At 63.2% G+C, this 21,317-nt stretch carries 24 protein-coding genes; 10 read left to right on the forward strand and 14 right to left on the reverse strand.

Going from position 1 to position 21,317, the window contains the following annotated elements; translation table 11 throughout:
- The gene (locus EYW42_RS18490) at positions 1-1,656 is read left to right on the forward strand and encodes an ABC transporter permease (protein ID WP_135536924.1); all 1,656 of its coding nucleotides are present in this window, start codon (positions 1-3) and stop codon (positions 1,654-1,656) included.
- 201 nt (positions 1,657-1,857) lie between these two features.
- Here the strand turns inward: EYW42_RS18490 and EYW42_RS18495 are convergent, their stop codons facing one another.
- The 3 genes from EYW42_RS18495 to EYW42_RS18500 form a co-directional block, all read right to left on the reverse strand.
- Positions 1,858-2,295 carry a TRAM domain-containing protein gene (locus EYW42_RS18495; RefSeq protein ID WP_135536925.1) on the reverse strand — a complete coding sequence of 146 codons (438 nt, stop codon included), beginning with the start codon at positions 2,293-2,295 and terminating at the stop codon, positions 1,858-1,860.
- A gap of 76 nt (positions 2,296-2,371) precedes the next feature.
- Positions 2,372-2,533 (reverse strand): hypothetical protein, encoded by a 162-nt coding sequence (locus EYW42_RS19585; RefSeq protein WP_161972982.1) that lies wholly within the window; start codon positions 2,531-2,533, stop codon positions 2,372-2,374.
- Between the two features lie 143 nt (positions 2,534-2,676).
- Positions 2,677-3,234: a DUF5806 family protein gene (locus EYW42_RS18500; RefSeq protein ID WP_135536926.1), complete on the reverse strand. Its 558-nt coding sequence runs from the start codon at positions 3,232-3,234 to the stop codon at positions 2,677-2,679.
- Positions 3,235-3,701: 467 nt separating this feature from the next.
- Here EYW42_RS18500 and EYW42_RS18505 point away from each other — a divergent pair, with 467 nt between their 5' ends.
- Together EYW42_RS18505 and EYW42_RS18510 are read left to right on the forward strand one after the other, a co-directional pair.
- Entirely contained in the window at positions 3,702-4,121 is a 420-nt protein-coding gene (locus tag EYW42_RS18505; RefSeq protein WP_135536927.1) for a hypothetical protein, read from the forward strand.
- Positions 4,122-4,198: 77 nt separating this feature from the next.
- Complete coding sequence (locus EYW42_RS18510; protein ID WP_135536928.1) at positions 4,199-5,482, forward strand: hypothetical protein; 1,284 nt, start codon at positions 4,199-4,201, stop codon at positions 5,480-5,482.
- Between the two features lie 106 nt (positions 5,483-5,588).
- Here the strand turns inward: EYW42_RS18510 and EYW42_RS18515 are convergent, their stop codons facing one another.
- The 3 genes from EYW42_RS18515 to EYW42_RS18525 all read right to left on the reverse strand — a co-directional run bounded on the left by EYW42_RS18515 (position 5,589) and on the right by EYW42_RS18525 (position 9,855).
- On the reverse strand, positions 5,589-6,941 hold the full coding sequence (locus tag EYW42_RS18515; protein WP_135536929.1) for a glycosyltransferase: 1,353 nt from the start codon (positions 6,939-6,941) through the stop codon (positions 5,589-5,591).
- A 54-nt stretch (positions 6,942-6,995) separates the two neighbouring features.
- Positions 6,996-7,307, reverse strand: a complete 312-nt coding sequence (locus tag EYW42_RS18520; protein WP_161972983.1) for a HalOD1 output domain-containing protein — start codon at positions 7,305-7,307, stop codon at positions 6,996-6,998.
- An 85-nt stretch (positions 7,308-7,392) separates the two neighbouring features.
- A complete protein-coding gene (locus EYW42_RS18525; RefSeq protein WP_135536930.1) occupies positions 7,393-9,855 on the reverse strand; it encodes a GAF domain-containing protein in 2,463 nt (820 codons plus the stop codon).
- A gap of 710 nt (positions 9,856-10,565) precedes the next feature.
- Between EYW42_RS18525 and EYW42_RS18530 the strand changes: the two genes are divergently transcribed.
- Positions 10,566-10,994 carry a universal stress protein gene (locus tag EYW42_RS18530; RefSeq protein ID WP_135536931.1) on the forward strand — a complete coding sequence of 143 codons (429 nt, stop codon included), beginning with the start codon at positions 10,566-10,568 and terminating at the stop codon, positions 10,992-10,994.
- A complete protein-coding gene (locus EYW42_RS18535; protein ID WP_135536932.1) occupies positions 10,991-11,824 on the forward strand; it encodes a hypothetical protein in 834 nt (277 codons plus the stop codon). The genes EYW42_RS18530 and EYW42_RS18535 overlap by 4 nt, the downstream gene beginning before the upstream one ends.
- Before the next feature lie 46 nt (positions 11,825-11,870).
- On the opposite strand, the gene EYW42_RS18540 is transcribed toward EYW42_RS18535, so the two are convergent.
- Complete coding sequence (locus EYW42_RS18540; RefSeq protein ID WP_135536933.1) at positions 11,871-12,245, reverse strand: DUF5789 family protein; 375 nt, start codon at positions 12,243-12,245, stop codon at positions 11,871-11,873.
- Between the two features lie 166 nt (positions 12,246-12,411).
- Between EYW42_RS18540 and EYW42_RS18545 the strand changes: the two genes are divergently transcribed.
- Complete coding sequence (locus EYW42_RS18545; RefSeq protein ID WP_135536934.1) at positions 12,412-13,116, forward strand: NADH-quinone oxidoreductase subunit B; 705 nt, start codon at positions 12,412-12,414, stop codon at positions 13,114-13,116.
- Entirely contained in the window at positions 13,113-14,780 is a 1,668-nt protein-coding gene (locus EYW42_RS18550) for an NADH-quinone oxidoreductase subunit D (protein ID WP_135536935.1), read from the forward strand. The genes EYW42_RS18545 and EYW42_RS18550 overlap by 4 nt, the downstream gene beginning before the upstream one ends.
- Positions 14,781-14,853: 73 nt before the next feature.
- On the opposite strand, the gene EYW42_RS18555 is transcribed toward EYW42_RS18550, so the two are convergent.
- The 7 genes from EYW42_RS18555 to EYW42_RS18585 form a co-directional block, all read right to left on the reverse strand.
- Positions 14,854-15,540: a hypothetical protein gene (locus EYW42_RS18555; protein WP_135536936.1), complete on the reverse strand. Its 687-nt coding sequence runs from the start codon at positions 15,538-15,540 to the stop codon at positions 14,854-14,856.
- Between the two features lie 211 nt (positions 15,541-15,751).
- Positions 15,752-16,297, reverse strand: coding sequence for a uracil-DNA glycosylase (locus EYW42_RS18560; RefSeq protein ID WP_135536937.1), 546 nt, complete (start codon positions 16,295-16,297; stop codon positions 15,752-15,754).
- Positions 16,294-16,467 carry a YHS domain-containing protein gene (locus tag EYW42_RS18565; RefSeq protein WP_135536938.1) on the reverse strand — a complete coding sequence of 58 codons (174 nt, stop codon included), beginning with the start codon at positions 16,465-16,467 and terminating at the stop codon, positions 16,294-16,296. Before EYW42_RS18565 ends, EYW42_RS18560 begins: the two co-directional genes overlap by 4 nt.
- A 51-nt stretch (positions 16,468-16,518) precedes the next feature.
- Positions 16,519-17,100 carry a DUF7553 family protein gene (locus tag EYW42_RS18570; protein WP_135536939.1) on the reverse strand — a complete coding sequence of 194 codons (582 nt, stop codon included), beginning with the start codon at positions 17,098-17,100 and terminating at the stop codon, positions 16,519-16,521.
- A gap of 55 nt (positions 17,101-17,155) precedes the next feature.
- Complete coding sequence (locus EYW42_RS18575; protein WP_135536940.1) at positions 17,156-17,539, reverse strand: hypothetical protein; 384 nt, start codon at positions 17,537-17,539, stop codon at positions 17,156-17,158.
- A 39-nt stretch (positions 17,540-17,578) separates the two neighbouring features.
- Positions 17,579-17,773: a hypothetical protein gene (locus tag EYW42_RS19590; RefSeq protein ID WP_161972984.1), complete on the reverse strand. Its 195-nt coding sequence runs from the start codon at positions 17,771-17,773 to the stop codon at positions 17,579-17,581.
- A 278-nt stretch (positions 17,774-18,051) separates the two neighbouring features.
- The gene (locus EYW42_RS18585; protein WP_135536942.1) at positions 18,052-18,621 is read right to left on the reverse strand and encodes a hypothetical protein; all 570 of its coding nucleotides are present in this window, start codon (positions 18,619-18,621) and stop codon (positions 18,052-18,054) included.
- 151 nt (positions 18,622-18,772) lie between these two features.
- Here EYW42_RS18585 and EYW42_RS18590 point away from each other — a divergent pair, with 151 nt between their 5' ends.
- Genes EYW42_RS18590 through rdfA form a run of 3 tightly spaced genes read left to right on the forward strand, consistent with a single transcriptional unit; the run spans position 18,773 to position 21,312 of the window.
- Entirely contained in the window at positions 18,773-20,068 is a 1,296-nt protein-coding gene (locus tag EYW42_RS18590) for a cation:proton antiporter (RefSeq protein ID WP_135536943.1), read from the forward strand.
- A 43-nt stretch (positions 20,069-20,111) separates the two neighbouring features.
- Positions 20,112-20,654, forward strand: a complete 543-nt coding sequence (locus tag EYW42_RS18595; RefSeq protein WP_135536944.1) for a hypothetical protein — start codon at positions 20,112-20,114, stop codon at positions 20,652-20,654.
- 49 nt (positions 20,655-20,703) lie between these two features.
- Positions 20,704-21,312: a rod-determining factor RdfA gene (gene rdfA, locus EYW42_RS18600; protein ID WP_135536945.1), complete on the forward strand. Its 609-nt coding sequence runs from the start codon at positions 20,704-20,706 to the stop codon at positions 21,310-21,312.
- The last annotated feature ends 5 nt before the right edge of the window (positions 21,313-21,317 follow it).

Here is a 21,317-nt window from a genome sequence, read left to right on the forward strand (position 1 = left end):
ATGCGACGAATATATCACGTTGCGCGGGCGGATTTCCTCCAGCGAGTGCGGTCACGCCGACTTCTGGTCGTCCTCGCTATCGTTGCACTCTTCGGTTATCTCGTCAATGTCGGACAGATCGAACTCGCATACCAGATCGAGAACGGAGACGCCGTGACGAACGTCCACGGGGCGAACACGTCTGCGTTCGTCGGATTGAAAGCGGGAATGACCGGGTCAATGGTGTTGCTGTTCGGGGGTTTCTATCTCATGAAAGGAACGCTCGAACGGGACCGAATTCACGATGTCGATCAGTTGGTCGCCTGCAGCACGATCACCGACCGGACGTATCTGCTCGGGAAGTGGATGAGCAATATCGGTCTCGGCGTCGTCATCCTTACCACACTCGGAGTTGCGACGGTCATCAACCACGCCGTCCACGGCGTCGGGCCGACCGAGTTGCTGACGCTGGTGGGGCCGATCATCGTCCTCGCGCTTCCGCTGAGCGCGCTGGTCGGTGCGGTTGCGCTCCTCTTTGAAACCGTTGACCGACTGAGTGGAACGCTCGGAAATATCGCGTACTTCTTCCTCGCAGGGTTCGCACTCGCTGGTCTGCAGTCGGCCGAGGGACACACCCCGAGCGAACTGCCGCTTTGGGTCAAGTCGATCGACATTATGGGGCACCTCGCCGTCTACTCGTTGACTGCAGATGCGCTGCACACCGTGGTTCCAGATGCGAGCGGTGTACTCCCGTCGTTCGGGGCACTCAACGGTGACGAACAGATGTTCAATTACAGTGGCCGGACGTGGCCGCTGTGGATATACGTCCAGCGAACTGGGCTCCTCCTACCGGCCATTGGAACCGTTCTCGTCGCAACGATACCGTTCACACGAAGATCGTCGAGTACCGATTCGGAGGGATCCGGTTGGCTGTCCCGTCTCGGGTCCCTGATTCCCGAAGTCAGTCAAAGCAACGAAGTAATCGAGAAGACGGCCGACACACCGACCGTCGATTCGATGTCGCTGACGCGCGTCGAAGACCGAACCAACTGGAGCTTCTGGCGACTGGTCGCCGCAGAGATGCGGCTTACAGTTCGTGGCCACCGTTGGTGGTGGTACGTCTGCGCTGTCGCTCTGGTCGTGGCTCCCATCGGCATTCTCGTGAGGCCCGGTACCTCGAGTACCTCGATTGAACTCGTACGAGGAGTGTTGCTACCGCTCGCGTTCATCTGGCCGATCTTTGTCTGGTCCGATCTGGGCGTTCGCGTCACAAAGCACCGAGTGGCTGACCTCGTACTGTCGTCGAACCACCCGGTCAAACAACTCGTCGCGGAATGGTTCGGCGGCGTCGTCGTGGCTGTCGGTGTCACCAGCGGGCTGCTCACGTTGTTCGTGGTTACCGATCAAATGGGGGTACTCGTGGGGATCGCAAGCGGTGCGTTGTTTGCTCCGTCGCTCGCAGTCGCAATGGGGATATGGAGTCGTTCATCGTGGCTGTTCGAGATGACGTACCTGCTGGTGTGGTACATCGGACCGCTCAACGGGGCGACACCCGTCGACTTCGTCGGTACGACAACTGCAAGCGTCGAGAGGGGTGTTCCGATCGTCTTCATCGGCCTCAGCGTCATACTGGTCGGTGCCGCGCTATCTCGTCGAACTCTGGACCTGCGGCGCTGACCGGTTGTATCTACCTCCACTGTCGAAACACACCCTCCCACTCAGAGAGTTAGTCTACGCAGCCATACCCACTCTGCTCCACGACTAAGAGACATCCAAACACGGATTCGGGGGCAGCGACAGTGAGTGATAGAGCGGATGGCGGCAAAATACCGGGTGGATATCACGGTTCAGAATCGATCCTCTCGGGCGTTCCTGTTTTCACAGCGCCGAGGTGTCGCTGTCGATCACACTCGCGAATGCGACGTTCTGTTGCACCTCTTCGATTTCGACGGTCGGTTCGTCCCCGGGTTCAGCGCCGGGGACGATCACGACGTACCCCCGTTCGACTTTCGCGATACCGTCTCCCTGGTCGCCGACTGACTCGATCGTTACGTCTCGGATTTCACCTTCGTCAACCGGCGGAGCAGGTGGTTTTGACGCGGGTTCCGTGGGTTCCGGTCGTGATTCGGTCCGCCGGTCGCTATCTGTCTCCGTCACGGATTCGTCCTGTTCGAGTACACCGACGCGATACGTTTCGCTCGGACTGATAGCGTTGTGATCGATCTCGCCTTTCGGTATCTCGATGACGTACGACCCGTCTCGCAGTTCGACGGTCGCGCTAAACAAACTCTGAAGCGAATCCGGAATCTCGACCATAACTTCGCTTATACCGCCCCCCGGATAATTAGTTTTCTTTATCGAAAGCCCCGTACCTCTCAGTGAGCAGCGTCAACTACGCCGACTGCGGCGTAGTTGCGCCGTCGACCCGTTCGAACGTGGTGTTCCCGCAGACGCAGTCGTCGTCAGACAGGAGTTCGATGTCGCCGTCTGACACCCACGCCGGAAACGGAGTGCCGCAGTCGGTACAGTAGACCAGTTGTTTTTGGTATCCCATCCTTCGTTCCCCGTTCTATGAATGACTCAGCGGTACAATCAGTTCTCCCCCTATTATTTTGGGTACTCCCCCGAAGTCGACGCCGACCGGAAGCCCTTCACGAGGCGAAATCCGAGGCCGAATTCGCTGATTGACGCCGGGTGTCAGTCGGATTCCGTCGGTTCGTCGCCGAGACGTTCGTCGCAGTGCGGACAGCGGTCGTATCGGAGTTCGAGGCTCGCCTCGTGTACCGCTTCCATCGCGGCGCGTATCCGGCGTTCAGCGTCCGTTTCCGCTGCGTGAGACACGGTCGCGCCTTCGACTTCGATCAGGAACCGCGCTACCTCCGTCGCCTCGTACGCGATGTCGTCGAACTCTTCGGCGGTGAAGAAGTCGGAGTAGGCTCCGTAGAGAAACGTCGCCCCCGCTTTTCGCACCGTATCCTCGAACGCTTTCCGCGCCTGGTAGACGGACTGGCGCGTGTACCGGTCGTTCATGAACGGGACGAGATTGGGGAGGTTCTCGCCGATCTTGGTCATTTCGACGCCGGTTCCCGTCCGGAAATCCGAACACAGACGGGCGATCGCCCACTGGCGCGCGGTGAAACCAACGCGCTCGCGGAGGAACTCGTTCACGCGATCGTACTCGGCACTTTCGAGTATCTCGAAACGGTCGTACTCAGCAGTACCGCTCTGAGGGGTAGTTTGCGTATCCTCGGGCATGGTGTTTCGTGCGGTTGCCCGCACCCGTACACGGTGCTGAACGCGGATAAAATTCTCTATGACGGCGTTTAAGCGTCGGTTTTGCCTCGTAGATCGGACAGTTCACGGCGGGATTGTCCGAAAACCACACCTTCAAGCCATTGAGCTCTTCGACGGACCCTTTTCTAACAGGCCCAGGCACTGTCAGAACAGCTCTGAACACCCATTGTAGAGTTACATACGGCCGATAAAAGCGTAAGAGTAGCTGTCATGTCACCGTTCTAGTTCCATGTTGCTCACCTCGGATTTAAAAGTAGCAGTGAGTAAGGGGGGACCGAAGTGATCGGCTCAGCGATCGCGACGAACGGTACCGGTTCGCACAAGGACGCCCCCGCTGTTGAGCGTGGCCGCCGGCCGTCGAGCGATCGGTCACCGTCTGTGACTACCGCTGCAACTGCCGGTCGCTTGAACTCTCTCCCAGATCACTCGTGAGCGAATTTCACAGTACGGACCGCGACAAACCGGTTGCGCCCGACACTGACGGATCCGCGGACCGCGACGAGGACGAGGAGACGATAGACCTCGCGGACGCGATGGGGGATCCCGACGCGGATACCGAGACGCACGGTGGCGAGCGTACTTCCCCTCGCTACTGCGCCGCCTGCGGCGAGACAACGCCGTCGTCCGGGCTCACCTGGCTGGCGATACGCGACGATAGCGGCGCATCGCACACAGCGATCTGCCGCGACTGCGTTCACGAGGCCGCCCGTCCTCCCGCCTGCGCGATCTGCCGAGCCACCGGTACCGAGACGTACTCCGTCACCTACGTCCGTAACGGCGAGCGGTTCGGTGCCGTCTGTGCGGCCTGTCGCGATGGTCTCAGTGACGGAGCGTCTGTGCGCAGATGAGGTCGTCGTGAGGAACTCACCGCGACCCGGCTATCGTGTTGTCCCATTTACGGATCTCCGGACGCTAACCACGTACTATGGGAGACGACGTGGACGACGTGCTGTTCCCGAATCACGGGGACGACGGCAGAGCAGCGGTTTCCCGGCGGACGCTGCTCGCCGGGTCGATGGCCGCCGGTGCGGCGGCAACCGCCGGATGTGCGGGGGCCGATACCGACGGTTCGAACGGAGACGACGGCGGGGACGAGAGTTCGGCTACCGTCTTCGTCTTCAACACGGGCGATAAAACGATCAGCATCGTCGACGTCGCCAGCGACGAAGTCGTCGCGACCACGCAGTCGCGCCTGACGGCGTCGTTCCCGTCGAACCAGTACGCGCCGACTCTCACTGCCGAGGAGACCGACCCGCTCTGGCTGAACGTCGACGAGGGCGTCCGGGCGCTCGAAGTCGGATCGCTCTCGACGGTCGCAGCGGTCGAGACCGGAACCGGAGCCAACTGGCAGGAGGTGACGCCGGACGGTCGCCACTTGGTCGTCAGTGCCCGCGAACCCAGCCACGCGCAGTATCGGGTCGACGCCGACCCCGGATCCGACTCGTTCGGCGACGTGACGGCGACGATCGACCGAACAGACGAAGGCGGACGGGGAGACAACGACGGACCGGGACCGTGCGATGTCACGATCCACCCCGGCGGCGAGTACGCCTACGTTCCGGACCTGTACGGCGACACGCTCACGGTTGTCGACATCGAGGCGTTCGAGATCGAAACGCAGGTCGAAGTCGACCCCGTCGAGTCGGGAACTGCTCCGGCACCGTGGATGGGGACTGCTGCCGGAGACGGCGAGACGCTGCTCGTGGAGAACAACGAAGGCGAGACCGGGACCGAGAGCATCTGGGACGTTAGCGATCCCGCGAGCCCCACAGAGGTGACGAGGCTGACGAGCGATGACGGTCTCGGTTCCCTCCCGCTGACCAGCGAGATCGGTCCGGATTCCGCGGTCGGCTACGTGTTCACGCCGGAGACAGAGGATATCAGCGTCATCGATATCGAGGCAGGAGCAGTCGCCGGGCGCATCGATCTGGGCGGGAAGGCGTTCGTCGGAACGTGGGACCCGGCCCACGAGAAACTGTACGTACCCGTCCAGACGGCCGACGAAGTAGCAGTCGTCGACCACGCGGCGCGTGCGGTCACCGAAACGCTTGATGTCGGCCCGGACCCGTACGGCGCAACGGCGGCCGCCGTTCGGCCCGAAGTCGACACTTCCGACAGTCGTCTGGAGCGACTGACCGCCCTCGGCGTCGATCCCGACTCCGGAACGTCTTACTGCATCGGCGAGTGCGCCTGCGGTCACGAGTGGTGATTTCATCGTTTAGAGCGCCGACGCAGTTCCCGCGCCTCTCGTCGCGGCGGACGGCGAGGACGCGCGTTCGCACGTCCGGTGCGAGTCCGCGGCGCGTCGCCGACTGCTAATCCTCGGCGCTTACCGCCGAGTCGTCGGCGCTGTCGTCGGTACTGCTCGTCACGTAGGTGACCGGTGCGTCGAGGACGAACTCGTCGGCGAACGCGGTCACGACCACGACACCCTGCACCGCGGCGTACGCCCACAGGGTGAACGGTGCTAGATACTCGCGACCGTCGTGAGGCCGGCCGGCGGCGGCGTCGAGCGAAAACACGACGACGGCGGCGAACAGGCCCACCACGGCCGGTGAGAGGCGGAGCGCAGCCCCGACGGGGTCCGCCGCGGGCGACGGTGAGGCGATCCAGAGGGCCGGCAACGAGAGAAACAGGATCGGGGCAAGCAGGACGTAGCCGAAGGTGAACGCGGCGTCGAGTTTCGCGGCGGGCGACACCGACGGCGACCGGAGAAGTCCCACAGCGTGCCGCTGCGCGACCTGGAACGCGCCGCGGGCCCACCGCCTGCGCTGGCTAACCCATGCTCCGAGCGACGCCGGATTGTCCTCGTGGGTGACGATTCCGGGGTCCACGCGAAGGCCGAACCCCGCCCGGTGTGTGCGACACGCCATGTCAACGTCCTCTATCAGAATCGTTTCGTCGAACTGGCCGACCGCCTCGATCAGTTCGCGCCGGAAGACGACCTGACCGCCGGTAAAAAGCGTGAATCCGCCGAACACGTCGCGAGCGTAAAACTCGGCCCGTTCGAGCAGGTGGCGCTCGACGGTGGCGTGGAGCGCGATGGGCGACGCGGCCGCGTTGGTCCCGTAACAGCGGCCCTTGACGCACCAGACGTCGTCGTCCTCGAACCACCGAACCGCGCGCCGGAGCATCCCGCGCTCCGGCCGCTGGTTCGCGTCGATGCTGGCGACGATGTCGCCCGACGCGTGCCGGAGCGCGTGGTTGACGGCCGCCGCTTTCCCGCCCGGCGGCGCGTCCCGTCGGACGGCGGTCACGCGGTCGTCCGCTCGATCCGCCGCCGTTGCGATCGCCGCGGTCCCGTCAGTCGAGGCGGACTCGTAACAGACGACGATACCGAGGTTCGGGTAGTCGAGCGCCCGACAGGCGTCGAGCGTCTCGCCGAGAACGTCCGCTTCGTTGTACGCCGTCACTACGAGGGTGACAGCCGGCCACTCGCCGACGGGCGGAGCGGGCGGTGACGGCGACCGTGCGGCGAGCGCGCTAGACCAGATCGCTCGGAGAGAAATCCCAACGAGCAGTGCCGTTCCGACCGTCGATACCGCGGCGGCGACGGGCGGGTACGCGAGCGCCGACGCGAGAACGAGGCCGGCGACGCCGACCGCGACCGCTCCGTACGTCGCGAGCGATGCCGCTGCCTCCGCGGACGACGGCGTCTCGACATTCATACCTTCGTTCACTACGGGACGGGGGAAAACCGAGGGGGCGTTCGCGCTGCCGGTTCACTCGTGAGCGATGGCAGATGCGGACGGACCGGACGTGGTCTCGGCCGGCGCTCGGACGACGACTCGCTGGTCGCCGCTGACGGTGACATCGCATCCTGCGAGTGTGAATACGACACGGCGTTCGAACGATCCGTCCGTCTCCCCGCTGAACAGCTGTTCCAGCGCGTCCGGGTCGATCGCGTCGTACAGGAGTTCGCCGAGTTCGAGCGGGTCGACGTCTTTGGCTTCGGCGACCGCCCAAATGACGGTTTCCGCGATAGATTCGTTCTGGGCGGTGCGTTCGACGGAGGTAGGTAGGGTCACGCTCATCAGTCTACTTCACGTTACACGAAGACCACTATGGGGAGTGTGGCTACAGGCATACGGGCTGTGTCAGACGCGGGGGTATATGTATTCACTTCCCCTCGTAGAGAAGCGTCAGTAGCTTCCGCTCGGCGGCGCGCAGGTGTCGGTTGACGGTCGGCTGCGAGATACCGAGCGAGTCGGCGATATCCTGTCCCGTCTGGTCGCGAGGCCACTCGAAGTAGCCACCGTAGTACGCCGTCTGCAGCACTTCCAGTTGACGGGAAGTGAGCGACCGTTCCACCATCGACCGAAACCTCCGCTGGATCCGCGCGGATCTGTCGAGCTTTCGGCGGCCGAACAGTTCGACCTCGGCGTACGTGTGACGCACCCAGTCGACGAACGGCTCTAGACCGACCTGGTCGGGAAATTCGACGAGGAGACGGAGAGTTGATGCGTTCGCGGTGCCGTTCCGAAGTACCACGCCGCGGTCGGACAGCGTTCCGAAGAACCCGTCGCCGTCGAACAGTATCTCCACGCGCGACTCCTCCGCCTCCCGGGTAACGACCGAAACGTCCCGGACGGCCGTGAGGTTCGTCAGCGCGTCGAGCGAATCGTCGATCTGGCCGGGGATCCGTACGAACGCCTGCACGCCCTCGTCGTTGCGGGCGAACCGTTCGAACTCGATTTCGTCGTCCGCGACGGCGGCCAGACGAACCGGATCGATGTCGTCCGTCACTTCGAATCCGAGTTCGACCGTCGACCCCGCGTCGGGGACCGGTGTCCGTCTGCTCGCGGTGAGTGCGAATCCGGCTAGTTCGCCGACCGACTCGAACGTCTCTCGCTCCCGCGTGTCGAACGCTTCGATTTCCGTCGCGTAAACGACCAACACGCCGTACTGCGTCTCTCGATGCGAGACGGGAACGGCGAGCACGGACCGGAAGCCGCGTTCCAGCGCGGTCTGTCGCCAGGGTTCGAACGGCGGGTCGCCGACGATGTCGTTCTGGACCTGTACCGACCGACTGTTGATGGCTGTTCCCGTCGGCCCCTGCCCTAAACTATCGTCCGCGGTCACGGACATCTCGTTCAGGTAACCGCCGCCGTGGCCCGCCGACGCCTCGGGCGTTATTTCGTCGGATATAGGGTCGTACTGGCCGAACCAGGCGAACTCGAACGGTCCGTTCGACGCGATCTGTTCGCAGACGTTCCGAAGTACGTCCCCCTCTGTGTCCTCTGCGATCACGGCGTCGATGCAACCCCGAACGATGGCATTCAGCGATTCGGTCCGCTGGAGCGACTCCGTCTGCTCCGTTAGCGAGGCCGTCTGCTTTCGCAACGACTCTTCTCGGTCCGCCCGCTCTAACGCGGCCGTTACGCTTCCACAGAGGATCCGAACCACGTTTCGCTCGCGGTCGGAAAGCGACCGCTCGGTCGTCGTCCAGACCAGAACGCCGTATCTCCCCAGCGGGACGCAAACACCCGTCTGCGGCGCGGGATCGACTCGTTTCGACAGTTCGGTGACTGTACACGTCACTTCGTCGTACGTCGTGAACGCCTGCCACATCGGAGCGCTCCCCTCGGCAGTTCTGAGTCCCTCACTAACCCCGGCCCCCGAGGGAAACTCCGCAACCGTCTCCAGTCCGCTGTCGCCGTCGTACAGGGATATCGAGGCGGCCGGCGCGTCTAACTGCTCTCCGATCGCGTTCACGACGACTTCGCAGATCTCGGCTCGCGTCTCGGCACCGGATAGATCCTGCGTTATCTGCGTGACAGCGGCGAGTTGACGCTGTTGTCTCGTCTGCGCCGTAATGTCGCGGATGATCCCGGTGAACAGCCGGTCGCCCTCGGCCCGGAACTCGCTGAACGAGACGGCGAGTTGGATCTCGCGTCCATCGCGGTGCCGCCCCGGGAGTACGGTGTAGTCCCAGTCTAGCGTCTTTTTGCCAGTCTGGAGGTACTCCGCCATGCCCGCTTCGTGACGGGCAGCCATCTCGTCAGACATGAGCGCCGTGAGCGGTTCGCCGAGGAGGTCGCTCGGTGGATACCCGAACACCTCCTCGACGGCGGCGTTGACGTACCGGATCGTACTATCGGCGTCGATAGTGACGATCGCCTCCGACGCCGCATCGGCGATCGCCTCCAGATGCGCATCGCCCCCCGCACCGCGCGGTTGCTCGGTGAGCAGTCGCCGGACGGTGCGAGCGAGAACGCGCTCGCTCGCCGCGCCGGTCCTATCGACCAGTTCGGAGACCCCGGCTTCGAACGACTCGTCGACGGACCGTTCGTCGTCTACCGTGTCGTACAGGACGATCGGAAGGACGGAGCCGCGGTTTCGAAGGGCTGCCACGACGCCGATACCGTCGCCCGCTCGCAACTGCTCCGTACAGACCACGCAGTCGGTTTCCTCGCTGCTGATACCGTTTACCGCCTCGTTCTCGGTCGCGAACGTTTGCACCGAGACGTCGGCATCGAACCCGGCAGTCGCCGCGGCGACGGTGTCGACGACCGCATCGTCGCACGTCACGACGGCGATCGACACTGTCGACGGGAGCAGTCCTTTCGTTTGTTGTTCCATATTCTACAGGTCGAACCGTAATCTCCGTGTCCGATGACGGCTTTTTGTTCTCGGTAATCGTTTGGTTACGCGGCTACTCTCAAAATAAGTCGCGTATTATAAAAGTTGAACACCCAAAAAATTAGGCCGGTAGCTGGATCCGCGTGTCATCGTCTCTCTGTCCGAGAGTGCTCTGGTAGCGACTGAAGGGCAATGTACGCCCGTTCCCACGACGGTTGTGCGATCAGAGCGGAAATCGTTTCAGTTGTTTGTGTAGTCGGAACTGGCTGTCTCGCCCGGCACGTCTCCGACGACGTTTCACCCGCACTTACTGGTGCGCTACCGAAAAGCACTCGTTGGGACCCCCAACACCGGCGACTGACTATGAGGACCGCACCGCGATCGGCGATTCCCCGCAGTTGATACAGACGTACCGTTCGCCGGTCGTCTCGACCACGGGGGCGTTACACTCTACGCATTTTATCCGGGCATTCCGTGCCTGGCGTGGATAGCGACCCATGTGTCTACACCGTCGCTCCCGACGACCATATCAGGTACGACCGTTGCAGTCGATTCGATATCGTAGTATCTGATAGCAGATCCCTTCTCGCTCCCCGACATGCGTTTACGGACGCAACGCTCGTGTAAGGTCGACCTACGTACTCCGAAAGGAAGTAATACTAATTGTTACGGGGCAACACGTTTAGAGCCACCACGACGTGTCGCAGTGTATGTACGACCGGATACTACTGCCGACCGACGGAAGCGAGGAGGCACTCAGCGCGAGCGAACACGCGTTCGACATCGCGGCGACCTACGACGCCGACTTACGTGCGATGTTCGTCGTCAACGATACGCTGATGGCCACGGACGCGTACGGTGGCGTCACGGTCGACCAGGTCGAACGCGCGGGCGACGAAGCCCTCGACGAGATCAAACGACGAGCGCGTAACCACGGCATCGAGAACGTGATAACCGAGGTAACGTACGGTATTCCGCATCAGGCCATTCGGGAGTACGCCGCCGACAACGACGTGGACCTCATCGTGATGGGAACTCACGGGCGGACCGGCGTCGAACGGTACCTCCTCGGAAGCGTCACTGAAAAGATCGTCCGCACCGCGGACGTACCGGTACTGACCGTTCGCCCCGAAGAATGAGCACGCCAACGATATCCGACGACGACGCATCGATACTCGAATATCTCGCGGACGGAGCGGCGGAGAGTGCGGCTATCGCCGACGCCGTGGGACAGGACGAGGGAGAGACCGTCGAGCGCCTCAACGGGTTGATCGAGGGGGGTCTCGTCTGTGAGGCCGAAGACGGATACGAGATAACCGACAGCGGCGAACGACTCCTCGCCGCCCCCGGGGATAGCACAGCGGACTCACGCGTTGACACACCACCTGCGGTCGACGAGGCGATAGACGAGATGGCTCTTGCGCCCGACCACGCCGAGGCCATCGAGGAGGCGTTCGCGTTCCTGCGTCATTGGGGCGAGGCGTCGCGCGCGGAGGTGATAGACGCCGTCTACAGCGAGAACCCCCTGGAGTACGCCGACGCCGAATCGTGGTGGGACGATGCGATCCGCGACGCGCTCGCAACGCTGCCCGACATCGAACCGCCAGACGCGTCGAACGAGGACAGGACGTGGCGGTACGCCGGAACCCCCGGACGCGAGAACGGTGACGGTCGCCTGCCGTTCGACGTTCCCGAAGAACGGACGTACGGGAGCGTCAAACACGCGCTCGAATCGCGGGACGTCACCGACCGCCAGCGCGAGGCAGTCGCCGCCGCGTTCGAACTACTGCTGTCGAAAGGCGGCGCGACCGACGAGGATCTGCGGGCGCACGCCCACGACGCTGTCGACGTGGAGGCGTCGGCCGGAACGTGGTGGCGGGACGCGGTCGAACCCGTTCTGGAGGCGGTACCCGGTATCAAGCGAACGGACGACGGCCGATGGCGATACAGCGGTGACAGACCGACCTAATCGTCGGTCGCCGCCGTCGCGTCCCCGCGTCGTGCGTTCGGCGGCGTCACTCGGGCGGACGCCCTGACGGTTCCTCGTCGTCTAGGTCGGACAGCGCTCGCTCGTCGTTGTACTCCTCGCGGCCGCTCGCTTCGCCGGTCAGTTCGTTGAACACCGCCTCGCGAACCTCGTCGGCAGACTCGAAGCGCTCGTCGACGAGGCGGTCGAACACGTCTCCCACCGTCTCGGTCTCGTTAGCGAGGTCAATCTCCTGGTCGCCGTACTCCGTGGCGAGTTCCTCGCTCGTGGCGGGATACTTGTACTCGTCGAAGAACTCCGCTCCCAGGGCAGCCGACATCCGCTCCGCGCTCTTGGCCCGCTCGCGTCGTCGTTCCTGTGCGCGCTTGCCCACGTCCTCGACGTCTGGCTGGTCGTCGGCCATGGTCGGACTTTCCTCCGTGACGCGGATAAGCGTGAATTCCAGTTCGATACGGAGTGGTTTCCAGATAGCATCGTCGTACTGCCGCCCGGCGGATATCAATACCATGACACGGCCTAACATACTTCTCTGTGCCACCCGTACCACACGACACCCTCGGGTGGGGACAATGAGTGATTCTGAGGACCAACACATAGAGAAACGGTCACCGGGACGAGGTGCACGGACGGAGGGTGGGAGTCAACTCAGGAACCGGTTCAACTCCCGGCTTCGGGAGGCGTTCGGGTCGTCCCCGTTCATCTTGACGAAGTTCGACAAGTTCATGAACTGGGTGCGGGGGTCGTCGATGTTCATGCTCCAGTTCGGCATCGCCTGCTGTAGCCTGGAGATGATGCACAGTTACACGACGAAACACGACCTGGACCGCTTCGGTGCGGGCGTCCCCCGGGCCTCGCCGCGGCAGGCCGACGTGATAATCGTTCCGGGAACTATCGTTTCGAAGTTCGCGCCGCGAATGAAACGAGTCTACGACCAGATGCCCGAGCCGAAGTTCGTCGTCGGCATGGGCAACTGCACGGCGTCGGGCGGCCCGTTCCAGAAAGGGTACAACGTCGTGAAGGGCGCGGAGGAGGTCATTCCGGTCGACATTCAGGTACCGGGCTGTCCGCCGCGGCCGGAGGCGCTCATCTACGGCGTCGCGAAGTTACAGGAGCGCGTCGCCAACGGCGAGAGCGCGCCAGTCGTCGTCAAGCCGTACGAACTCGAACGGTTCGGCGACCTGAAACGGGACGACGTGGTCGAGGAACTGTCCGACCGGATCGACGAGGAGACGCTCGTCATGCAGTACAACTGGGTGGAGGGTAACACGCCATGAGCACGCCCGAAGAGTCCGAACGGGAACTCCGTCCAGCGGAGTCAGCCGTCGACTACGACGCCGTCGAGGATCTGCTCGGCGACCGCGCGGTGGGCCGGGAGACCCACAGCAACGCCGAGGCGTTCGAGATACGACCGGACGAGGTCCAGGAAGTGCTGACACTGCTCAAGCGAGAAGCGGGTTTCGACCACCTCTCCTGCCTCACCGCGCAGGAGTACGAGGACCGCTACGAGTCCATCTACCATCTCCGGAAGTACGACGACCCGACGCAGGAAGTCGGCGTTATCGTGCCGACGCCGCGGGACGAACCAGTACACGAGTCGGCGGAACCGGTGTACCGGACGGCCGACTGGCACGAGCGGGAAGCCTACGACCTCGTCGGGACCGAGTTCGAGGGCCATCCCGACCTCCGCCGGATACTCCTGCCCCAGACCTGGGTCGGTCACCCGCTCTCGAAGGACTATGACAAGGAACAACCGCAGGTCGTCACCCTCGAAGAGCACAAGAACCCGCTGGCTGAGGACCATCGGAACAGGGAGTCCGATACGATGATGCTGAACATCGGACCGCATCATCCGGCGACCCACGGCGTCCTTCACCTGAAAACCGTACTCGACGGCGAGCAGGTGGTCGACGTCGAACCCGACGTCGGCTACCTTCACCGCTGCGAGGAGCAGATGGCCCAGAACGGTCACTACCGCCACGAGATCATGCCATACCCCGACCGCTGGGACTACTCCTCGCACTATCCGAACGAACACGCGTACGCGCGTGCCGTAGAGGACCTCGCGGACATCGAGGTGCCGGAGTACGCGAAGGTGCTCCGGACGATGACCTCGGAGCTCGGACGTATCCTCGGACACATGCTCGCCGTCGGCACGTTCTGTCTCGACATTTACGGCGACTTCACGGCTATTTTCATGTACTCCATGATGGAACGCGACCGTGTGTTCGACATCTGCGAGGACCTCGCCGGCGCGCGGATGATGCCGAACTACTTCCGCGTCGGCGGCGTCGCCTGGGACCTGCCGGAACCCCGCGAGGACTGGATCGAGAAGGTGCGGAACTACCTCGACGGCCTGCCGGGACGGTTAGAGGAACTCCACGACCTCATCTCCGGCAACGAGATCCTGCAAGAGCGGACGGTAAACGTGGGGATAATCGAGCCCGAAGTCGCCAAGCAGTACGGCTGTACCGGTCCGGTCGCCCGGGCGTCCGGGATCGACTACGACATCAGGCGGGACGACCCCTACAGCTACTACCCCGAACTCGACTGGAACGTCGTCACGCGAGACGCGGGCGACAACTACGCCCGGACCCTCGCCCGCCTCGGAGAGGTCGAGGAGTCCGCACGCATCATCGGGCAGTGCGCCGACCTACTGGAGGACTGGCCGGAGGACGAACGCACCATCCAGAGCAACGTCCCGCGGACGCTCAAGCCGCCAGACGGGAAAGAGACGTACAAGACTGTCGAGGCCTCGAAAGGCGAACTCGGCATCTACATGCGAAGCGATGGGACGGCCAAACCGGCCCGGTTCAAGATCCGGAGTCCCGACTACCACAACCTACACGCGCTTCCGGAGATGGCCGAAGGCGAGTACGTAGCCGACTTGGTCGCCGCGCTTGGGAGTCTTGACATCGTCCTTGGCAGTGTCGACCGGTAGCATGGGTCGCGTCTGAAGGCCGAAAAAAGAGGCGGATACGGTCGAATGACGGACGGTTACGGCGGTTCGGCTTTCACCACTGCTGGGGCTGTTGCATCTGCCCGCCCTGCTGGCCCATCTGCTGCGGGGGCTGCCGACTCATCTGTTGTTGTGGCTGCTGACCCATCTGTCCCTGTTGCCCTATCGGCTGGCCCATTTCGCCGCCCTGCATGCCCTGCGCCGACGGTGGCTGTACCTGCGTCTGTTCGAACTGCTCGTGTGCCTGGTGCAGTTGTTGCTCGACCTGTTGGATGAGCTGCGGTTGCCCGAACGATTCGAGCAGCTGATACGTGCTGTCCAGTGCGCGGTTGACCACGGCGACAGTTTCCTGGCAGTGGGGGTTCTGGTGGCGTTTGATCTCCTGAAGGCCGTCCTCGGCGACGGAGGCGAACAGCATCGCTGCCTCCAGTCCGTAGATAGAGTCACGAGCGATCATCCGGGCGTTCAGGTCGGCCAGTTCCCCGATGTCCTGGCAGACCCGAATACACGTGGCCATCTGCGGGCCTTTCTCGATCATCTTGTCGACGCACCACTGGGTGACGTCAGTCACCGTCTCGAAATCCTCGAGCGCCGTCCGGAGTTCGCCCGTCAGGTCAGCCTCGAAGTTCTGACCCGTCTGCTGGACGAGTTGGGCCTGTACCCCTTGTTGTCCCTGCTGGCCCATCGTCCCTGTCATCTGTCCGGTCTGTGCGCCTGTCTGCGGCAGCGGTTGTTGCGACATTGATATCACACCCTCGAAGGCGGGCGGCGCTACGCCTGAGACGGAAATAAACCGCCGCGGTCGTTTCTGTCGATTCACGACCGATAACGACTTGCTTCGACGGAGACGGGTCGAAATCAGGGGCTACAGCGGACGAAGGGCGGCCGCTAAGGAGAACGCGAGAGGCCGCGAAACGTGTATAACGACGCGTTTCCACGCGAGTAACGTATCGTTACCCCTCGCTCTCTATCAGCGCCTGGCGGAGGTCCTCGGTGATAGTGGGCAGTTTGTCCCGGTCGTACAGCGCAGCGGCGGGATGGAACGTGGGTCGGACGACTCTCCCGTCGAGTTCGACTGTCTCGCCCCGGAGGTCGGTGATCGTTTCGTCGGTGTCGACGATTTCCTGCGCGGCAAACGAGCCGAGCGGAACGATCACGTCCGGGTCAACCCGGTCGATTTCGGCGTCGAGAACCGGCCACCAGGCGTCGATCTCGTCCCGGTACGGGTCGCGGTTCTCCGGGGGACGGATCTTCACCAGGTTCGTGATATACAGGTCGTCGCGGTCGACGTTCAGGTCGTCCAGAATGCGGTCGAGTTGCTTGCCTGCCTGCCCGACGAACGGTTCGCCCTGTGCGACTTCGTCCGCTCCGGGAGCCTCCCCGACGAGCATCACGTCAGCGTCGAACGACCCGTGTCCGCCGACGAAACGGTCGCGGTCGTCGTGTTCGTCGGGGACGTCGTCGAGAGCGTCCGCGAACTCCTCTTCGAACCCGTTCATGCGTACTCTCCGGGCGACGCCTCGAAGCGATCCTTGCAGTCCTCGCTACAGAAGCGGTACGTTTCGCCCCCGTGTTCGGCCTGTGCGGGAGCGAACGTCTCGTCCTCGTAGTCGGTCTCGGACGGGTTGTTCACCTCGACGTCTCGCCCGCAAACGGGACAGGTTTCCATGCGTGTTCACCGCTCTGTCGTTCGACGGCTACGGAGTAGAGTCTTTGCCCGCTACGCGGACGTCGGCGCGTCGTCGGCGTCGACGACGGTGACGGTGTAGCGGTCCGTGTGCTCGGGGACCATCGCCGTCACCTCGACCGTCCGCTGGTCGTCCTCGCCGAACTCGGTCGGGGCCCCGGTCACCTCCTTCAGTTCGTCGTCGCCGCCGTAGAACGTCACGACCGGGATCACATCGCGAGGGTCGGCCTCGTTCAGGACGGTCGCCTCGACGGTTCCCTCCTCGTTCCTGACGCCCGCTGGCACCGCACCGGGACCGGACTCGCCGGACTGGAACGTTGTATCGAGAACTAACAGGTGTTCGCTCGACTCGCCGAGCGAGTGACGGTATATCTGGATACGGTTGCGAGCGGCGGCGACGTGGCGCTCGGCGTCGCCGCCGAGTTGCTCCTCGAGGCGGAGCAGTTCGTTGTCGATCTCGTCGATGAGACTGTCCTGCGTGCCGGACTCCCGTTCGGGTAACTCCTCCAGACGCTCGATCACGGACGCGATATCGTCGTTCACGTCCGTGTCGGCTGTCTGTCGCGCGCGTCGCAGGTCGTCGCGAACGTCGAGCAGCGGCGGGATCGAAGCCATGCGTGGAGGTTCGACGCCGCACCGGATGGGTCTAGGGGCGGCCGCCCGGACGAGGTCACGAGGACCGGACGTCGCTACTGCCGTCGCCGTAAGCGACTTCCCGCGTTCGCTCGACGTCGACGGCGAACTCGTCGGGCAACTGCTCGAACCGTTCGAGCGCGATCACGTCGGGGTCGTCTCTGAACGAGGCGTACGTCTCGTCGACCGGTTCGAGGTCACGTTCGGCTTCCACCTCGTCGAAAAAGGATTCCTCGATGTCCGCGAGGTAGACGTACTTGCCGCTGTCGCCTGCCTCGAACGACGCATCGAACAGGCGATTCGAATACGCTGCCGCCCGGACGTGGTCCGGCGCGTCGCTCCGGTCGGCGTCGGGGTCGTTTTCGAGCGTGAACTCCGGCAGGGCGTTCCAGTCGACGGGCGAGGTTCCGGACGTTCCCATGGATGAAGAGAACGACGCGGAGCTACGAAACCGTGCGGGTTACTCGGCGGACTCGTCTCCGTCCTCCTCGGGTTCCCCCTCTTCGGAGTCCTCCGTTTCGACATCGTCCTCGCGGCGTTCCGTCTGCTCGACCGCGTCGATGTCTTGGTCGCCCCCGCCGTACTGGTTCACGTCCTGTGCCTCGTCAGCGTCGTCCCCGGTTTCGCTGTTGCCGTTCTCTGTATCGTCGCCCATGATCTGACCTGCAACGCCGATCTACATAAACGCGGACGCGAGGAGAGGTCGGACATGGATCCGGGTACGGGAGCGAACGCAAAGGAAGTGCGGGTAGACCGGTCGGTACCGCATCGCGTCGCGCGGTAATTCGGGCTTAATCGGCGTGGTCGGGTCGACAGCGCCCACGTGAGCGGGGACCGTATCCGCTGTGTGTCGGGTTCAAACACGCGAAACGTCGTATTTAGACGGATGACACCGGTGCTATACCGTGAAACAGTCCGAACAGTGGAATCGGTTTAATCCGAATCAGGGAGTAGCGTTTTTCGACCATGCCGCATCATCAACACGAAGGGTCCGAAGGTATCGGCGAGTACCGACAGAGCGGTCAGGGACGAAGCGGACAGCAGGGAGATCAGCAGCGACGGACGCAACAGCGAGACCAGTACGGGAACCGAAACCAGGGACAGAACCCGCAGAGCCAACGGGGAAGCCAGCGAGGCGGCGGCACCGAAGGCAGGAACCAGCAGCACCGCCGACAACAGCGGCGCGGACAGCAACACCGGAGCCAGCAACGCGGCGGACAGCAGAGCCAACAGGGACACCGGCAGACACGGAGCGACCAGCAGACGGGCTTCGAGCGCGGCGGGCGAGGTACCAGTCGACGGGACAAGCGATACGGTCAGGGACGACAGTCGGAACGGACGAGAGGGACAGATCGTCACGAGCAGACGGGTCGCGGGCGGGGCACAGAGCAGTATCAGCAGTCCAGGCAACAGGGTAGTCAGCAGCGCTCCGAGCAGCACGGCCAGCAGCCGACGGAGCGCCACGGCGAAGGAACGACGGAACGAGGCCTCGCCCAGCACCACGTCGGATCGACGGGCGAGCGCGGGCAAAACCGCGGACGGCAGACCGGCGGTCGGCACTGATACCGGGGCGGTCGTCTACCGCGCCGTCTGTGGCGGAGCGCCAGCATGCGACGCCGGTATTCAAGTTTTTCTCTGTCGTATCACCGTCTACATGGTCGAGTTTCACGTCGATCTGTATCACGTCGGGCTGGTGATCGTCAGCATCGCCATCCTCGGAGCGGTAGTCCTGCCGAAGATGGTTTCGGACAAACCGCTCTCGTTTCCCTTACTCTACATAGGATTCGGCGCGCTCGTGTTCTCGATCCCTATCGGGCTGCCTCCTATCGACCCCGTCGGCAACGCGGAACTAACGGAACGGCTGACCGAACTGGTCGTCATCATTGCACTGATGGGTGCGGGGCTGAAACTCGACCGACCGTTCGACTGGCGGGCCTGGGCGTCGACCTGGCGTCTGCTCGGGATAACGATGGTCATCACGATCGCGATGACGATGGTCATCGGCTGGTGGGTCCTCGGAATGCTCCCGGCGTTAGCCATACTGTTCGGTGCCGTCATCGCGCCGACGGACCCGGTGATGGCGGCGGACGTACAGGTCGGCGAGCCGCAAGCGGACCAGGACGAGGAGATAGACCCCGAGCGACAGGAAGGGCGGGTCAGATTCGCGCTCACCTCGGAGGCGGGGCTCAACGACGGTCTCGCGTTCCCGTTTACGTACGCTGCTATCCTGGCTGCGACGGCACCGGGTCTGTTCGCTGTCAGTTGGGTCGGCGAGTGGCTGGCCTTTTACGTCGTCTACAAGATCGTCGTGGGCGTGATCGCCGGGTACGTCATCGGCAAAGTCGTGGCGTGGTTCGTCTTCGGAGCGCCGAGTACGACGAGGCTCGCGCGCGTGATGGAAGGTGCGGAAGCGCTCGCCGCAACGCTTCTGTCCTACGGGTTGACCGAGATCATACAGGGGTACGGGTTCATCGCCGTGTTTGTCACGGCGCTCGTACTGCGTCATTACGAATGGACACACGATTACCACGAGACGCTCCACGATTTCGCCGTGGTCGTCGAACGCCTGCTGATGTCAGCCGTCCTCATCCTGTTCGGGGGTGCACTGGTGAGCGGGCTTCTCGCTCCGCTTTCGAGAACGGGCGCGATAGTAGCGGTGCTACTCGTTCTGGCGGTCCGACCGTTGGCGGGGCTGATCGGGATGCTCGGGTCGGCAGCGTCGTGGAGCGAACGGTCCGTGATCTCGTTTTTCGGCATTCGTGGGATCGGTTCGTTCTACTATCTCGCGTACGGTCTGAACAACGCCCGTTTCGGTGCCCACGAGGAGATCTGGGCCATTGTCGCGGCGACTGTGCTGTTCTCGGCGGTACTCCACGGAGTGCTAGCGAACCCGGTGATGGCGAAACTCGACGAGATGCGTGACACGCGTCGGCCCGCGCCGACGGACTGATATGGACTGTTGTTTATTGCCGTCGCGATCGTTCAATCCAGTGATGGTGGAACTACACGACCACATCATCGAGGAGTTCGGCCACCGCGGAGATTCGTTGCTCGCCGACGAGTTCCTCTCTCTCATCGAGCGGTACCACTCGACTGACGGTCCGGGCGTCCCGTGGGACGTCGTCGAGGCGTACGCGAACGCGCTCGACCGGGAAGGACTCAGTCAACTGAACAGCGATGTCATGCTCGACCGGATCGAGGAGAAGCGCCGAAACAGCGAGACGTGGATCGGCGAAGACGCCGTGTACGATCTCGGCGATGGGAGAGTGAGCAACTACCCGGCCGAGTGGCACGACCGCCTGGGCGGGGCTGACGATATCGTCGACTTCGTCGAAGTGCTCACAGAGACAGACGTATCGATCGGCCAGGGCGGTGCGGGAAGAGGTGTCCCGGAGAACTTACTCCTCGATATCGTCGCTACCGTCGGCGGACTCGACCGCGAAGAGGCGAAAGCGCAACTCGAAGAGAAGCGTCGTGACGGTCCGATAGCGGAAGACGCCGACCAGCACCCCGACGCCCGAGTTCGCTTGGAGTAGTATCGTCCGGAAGTAAGGTTTAAACGAACTAGATTCGTTAGTACGAGTAATGAGTACAACAGACGCAGTTACGGTCGACTGCAACTGCAAGGTCGGCCGGGTGATAGACCAATACGACGTCTCGGAGTTACACGAGGAACTCGCGGAGCGGTGGGGGGAGGACAGTCTTCGAGACCTCGAACAGTACGTGAATCAACAGCTCCTACGGGCGGCGATGCACCGGGCCGACATGGAGGTACTTGACGGCGAGGTCGAGAACTTCTACAACCTCCTCGTTGGCGACGAGACGAGCGAGGGCGTCCGTGTCGAGGCCAGAAAACGCCTCGAACGCGCCTCGGTCGACGTCGAGGCGGTCCAGGACGATTTCGTCTCCCATCAGTCCATCCACACCCACCTGACGGAGTGTCTCGACACCGCCTACGAGCAAAACCGCGACGACGAGGAGAGGATAGAGTCGGCGACTAACACCGTGTTTGCCCTGCAGAACCGGACGGCAGCGGTAACGGACGGAACGCTCTCCCAACTTCGCGACGCAGAGGTTCTCGCGCTCGACGAGTTCGACGTGTTCGTAGACGTAAACGTCACCTGTGAAGCGTGTGGTCGACACCACGAGGTCGGTGCCCTCATCGAACGAGGCGGCTGCGAGTGCCAGCAGTGACTTAC

The organism is Halostella pelagica (assembly GCF_004762015.1).
GTDB lineage: Archaea > Halobacteriota > Halobacteria > Halobacteriales > Natronoarchaeaceae > Halostella > Halostella pelagica.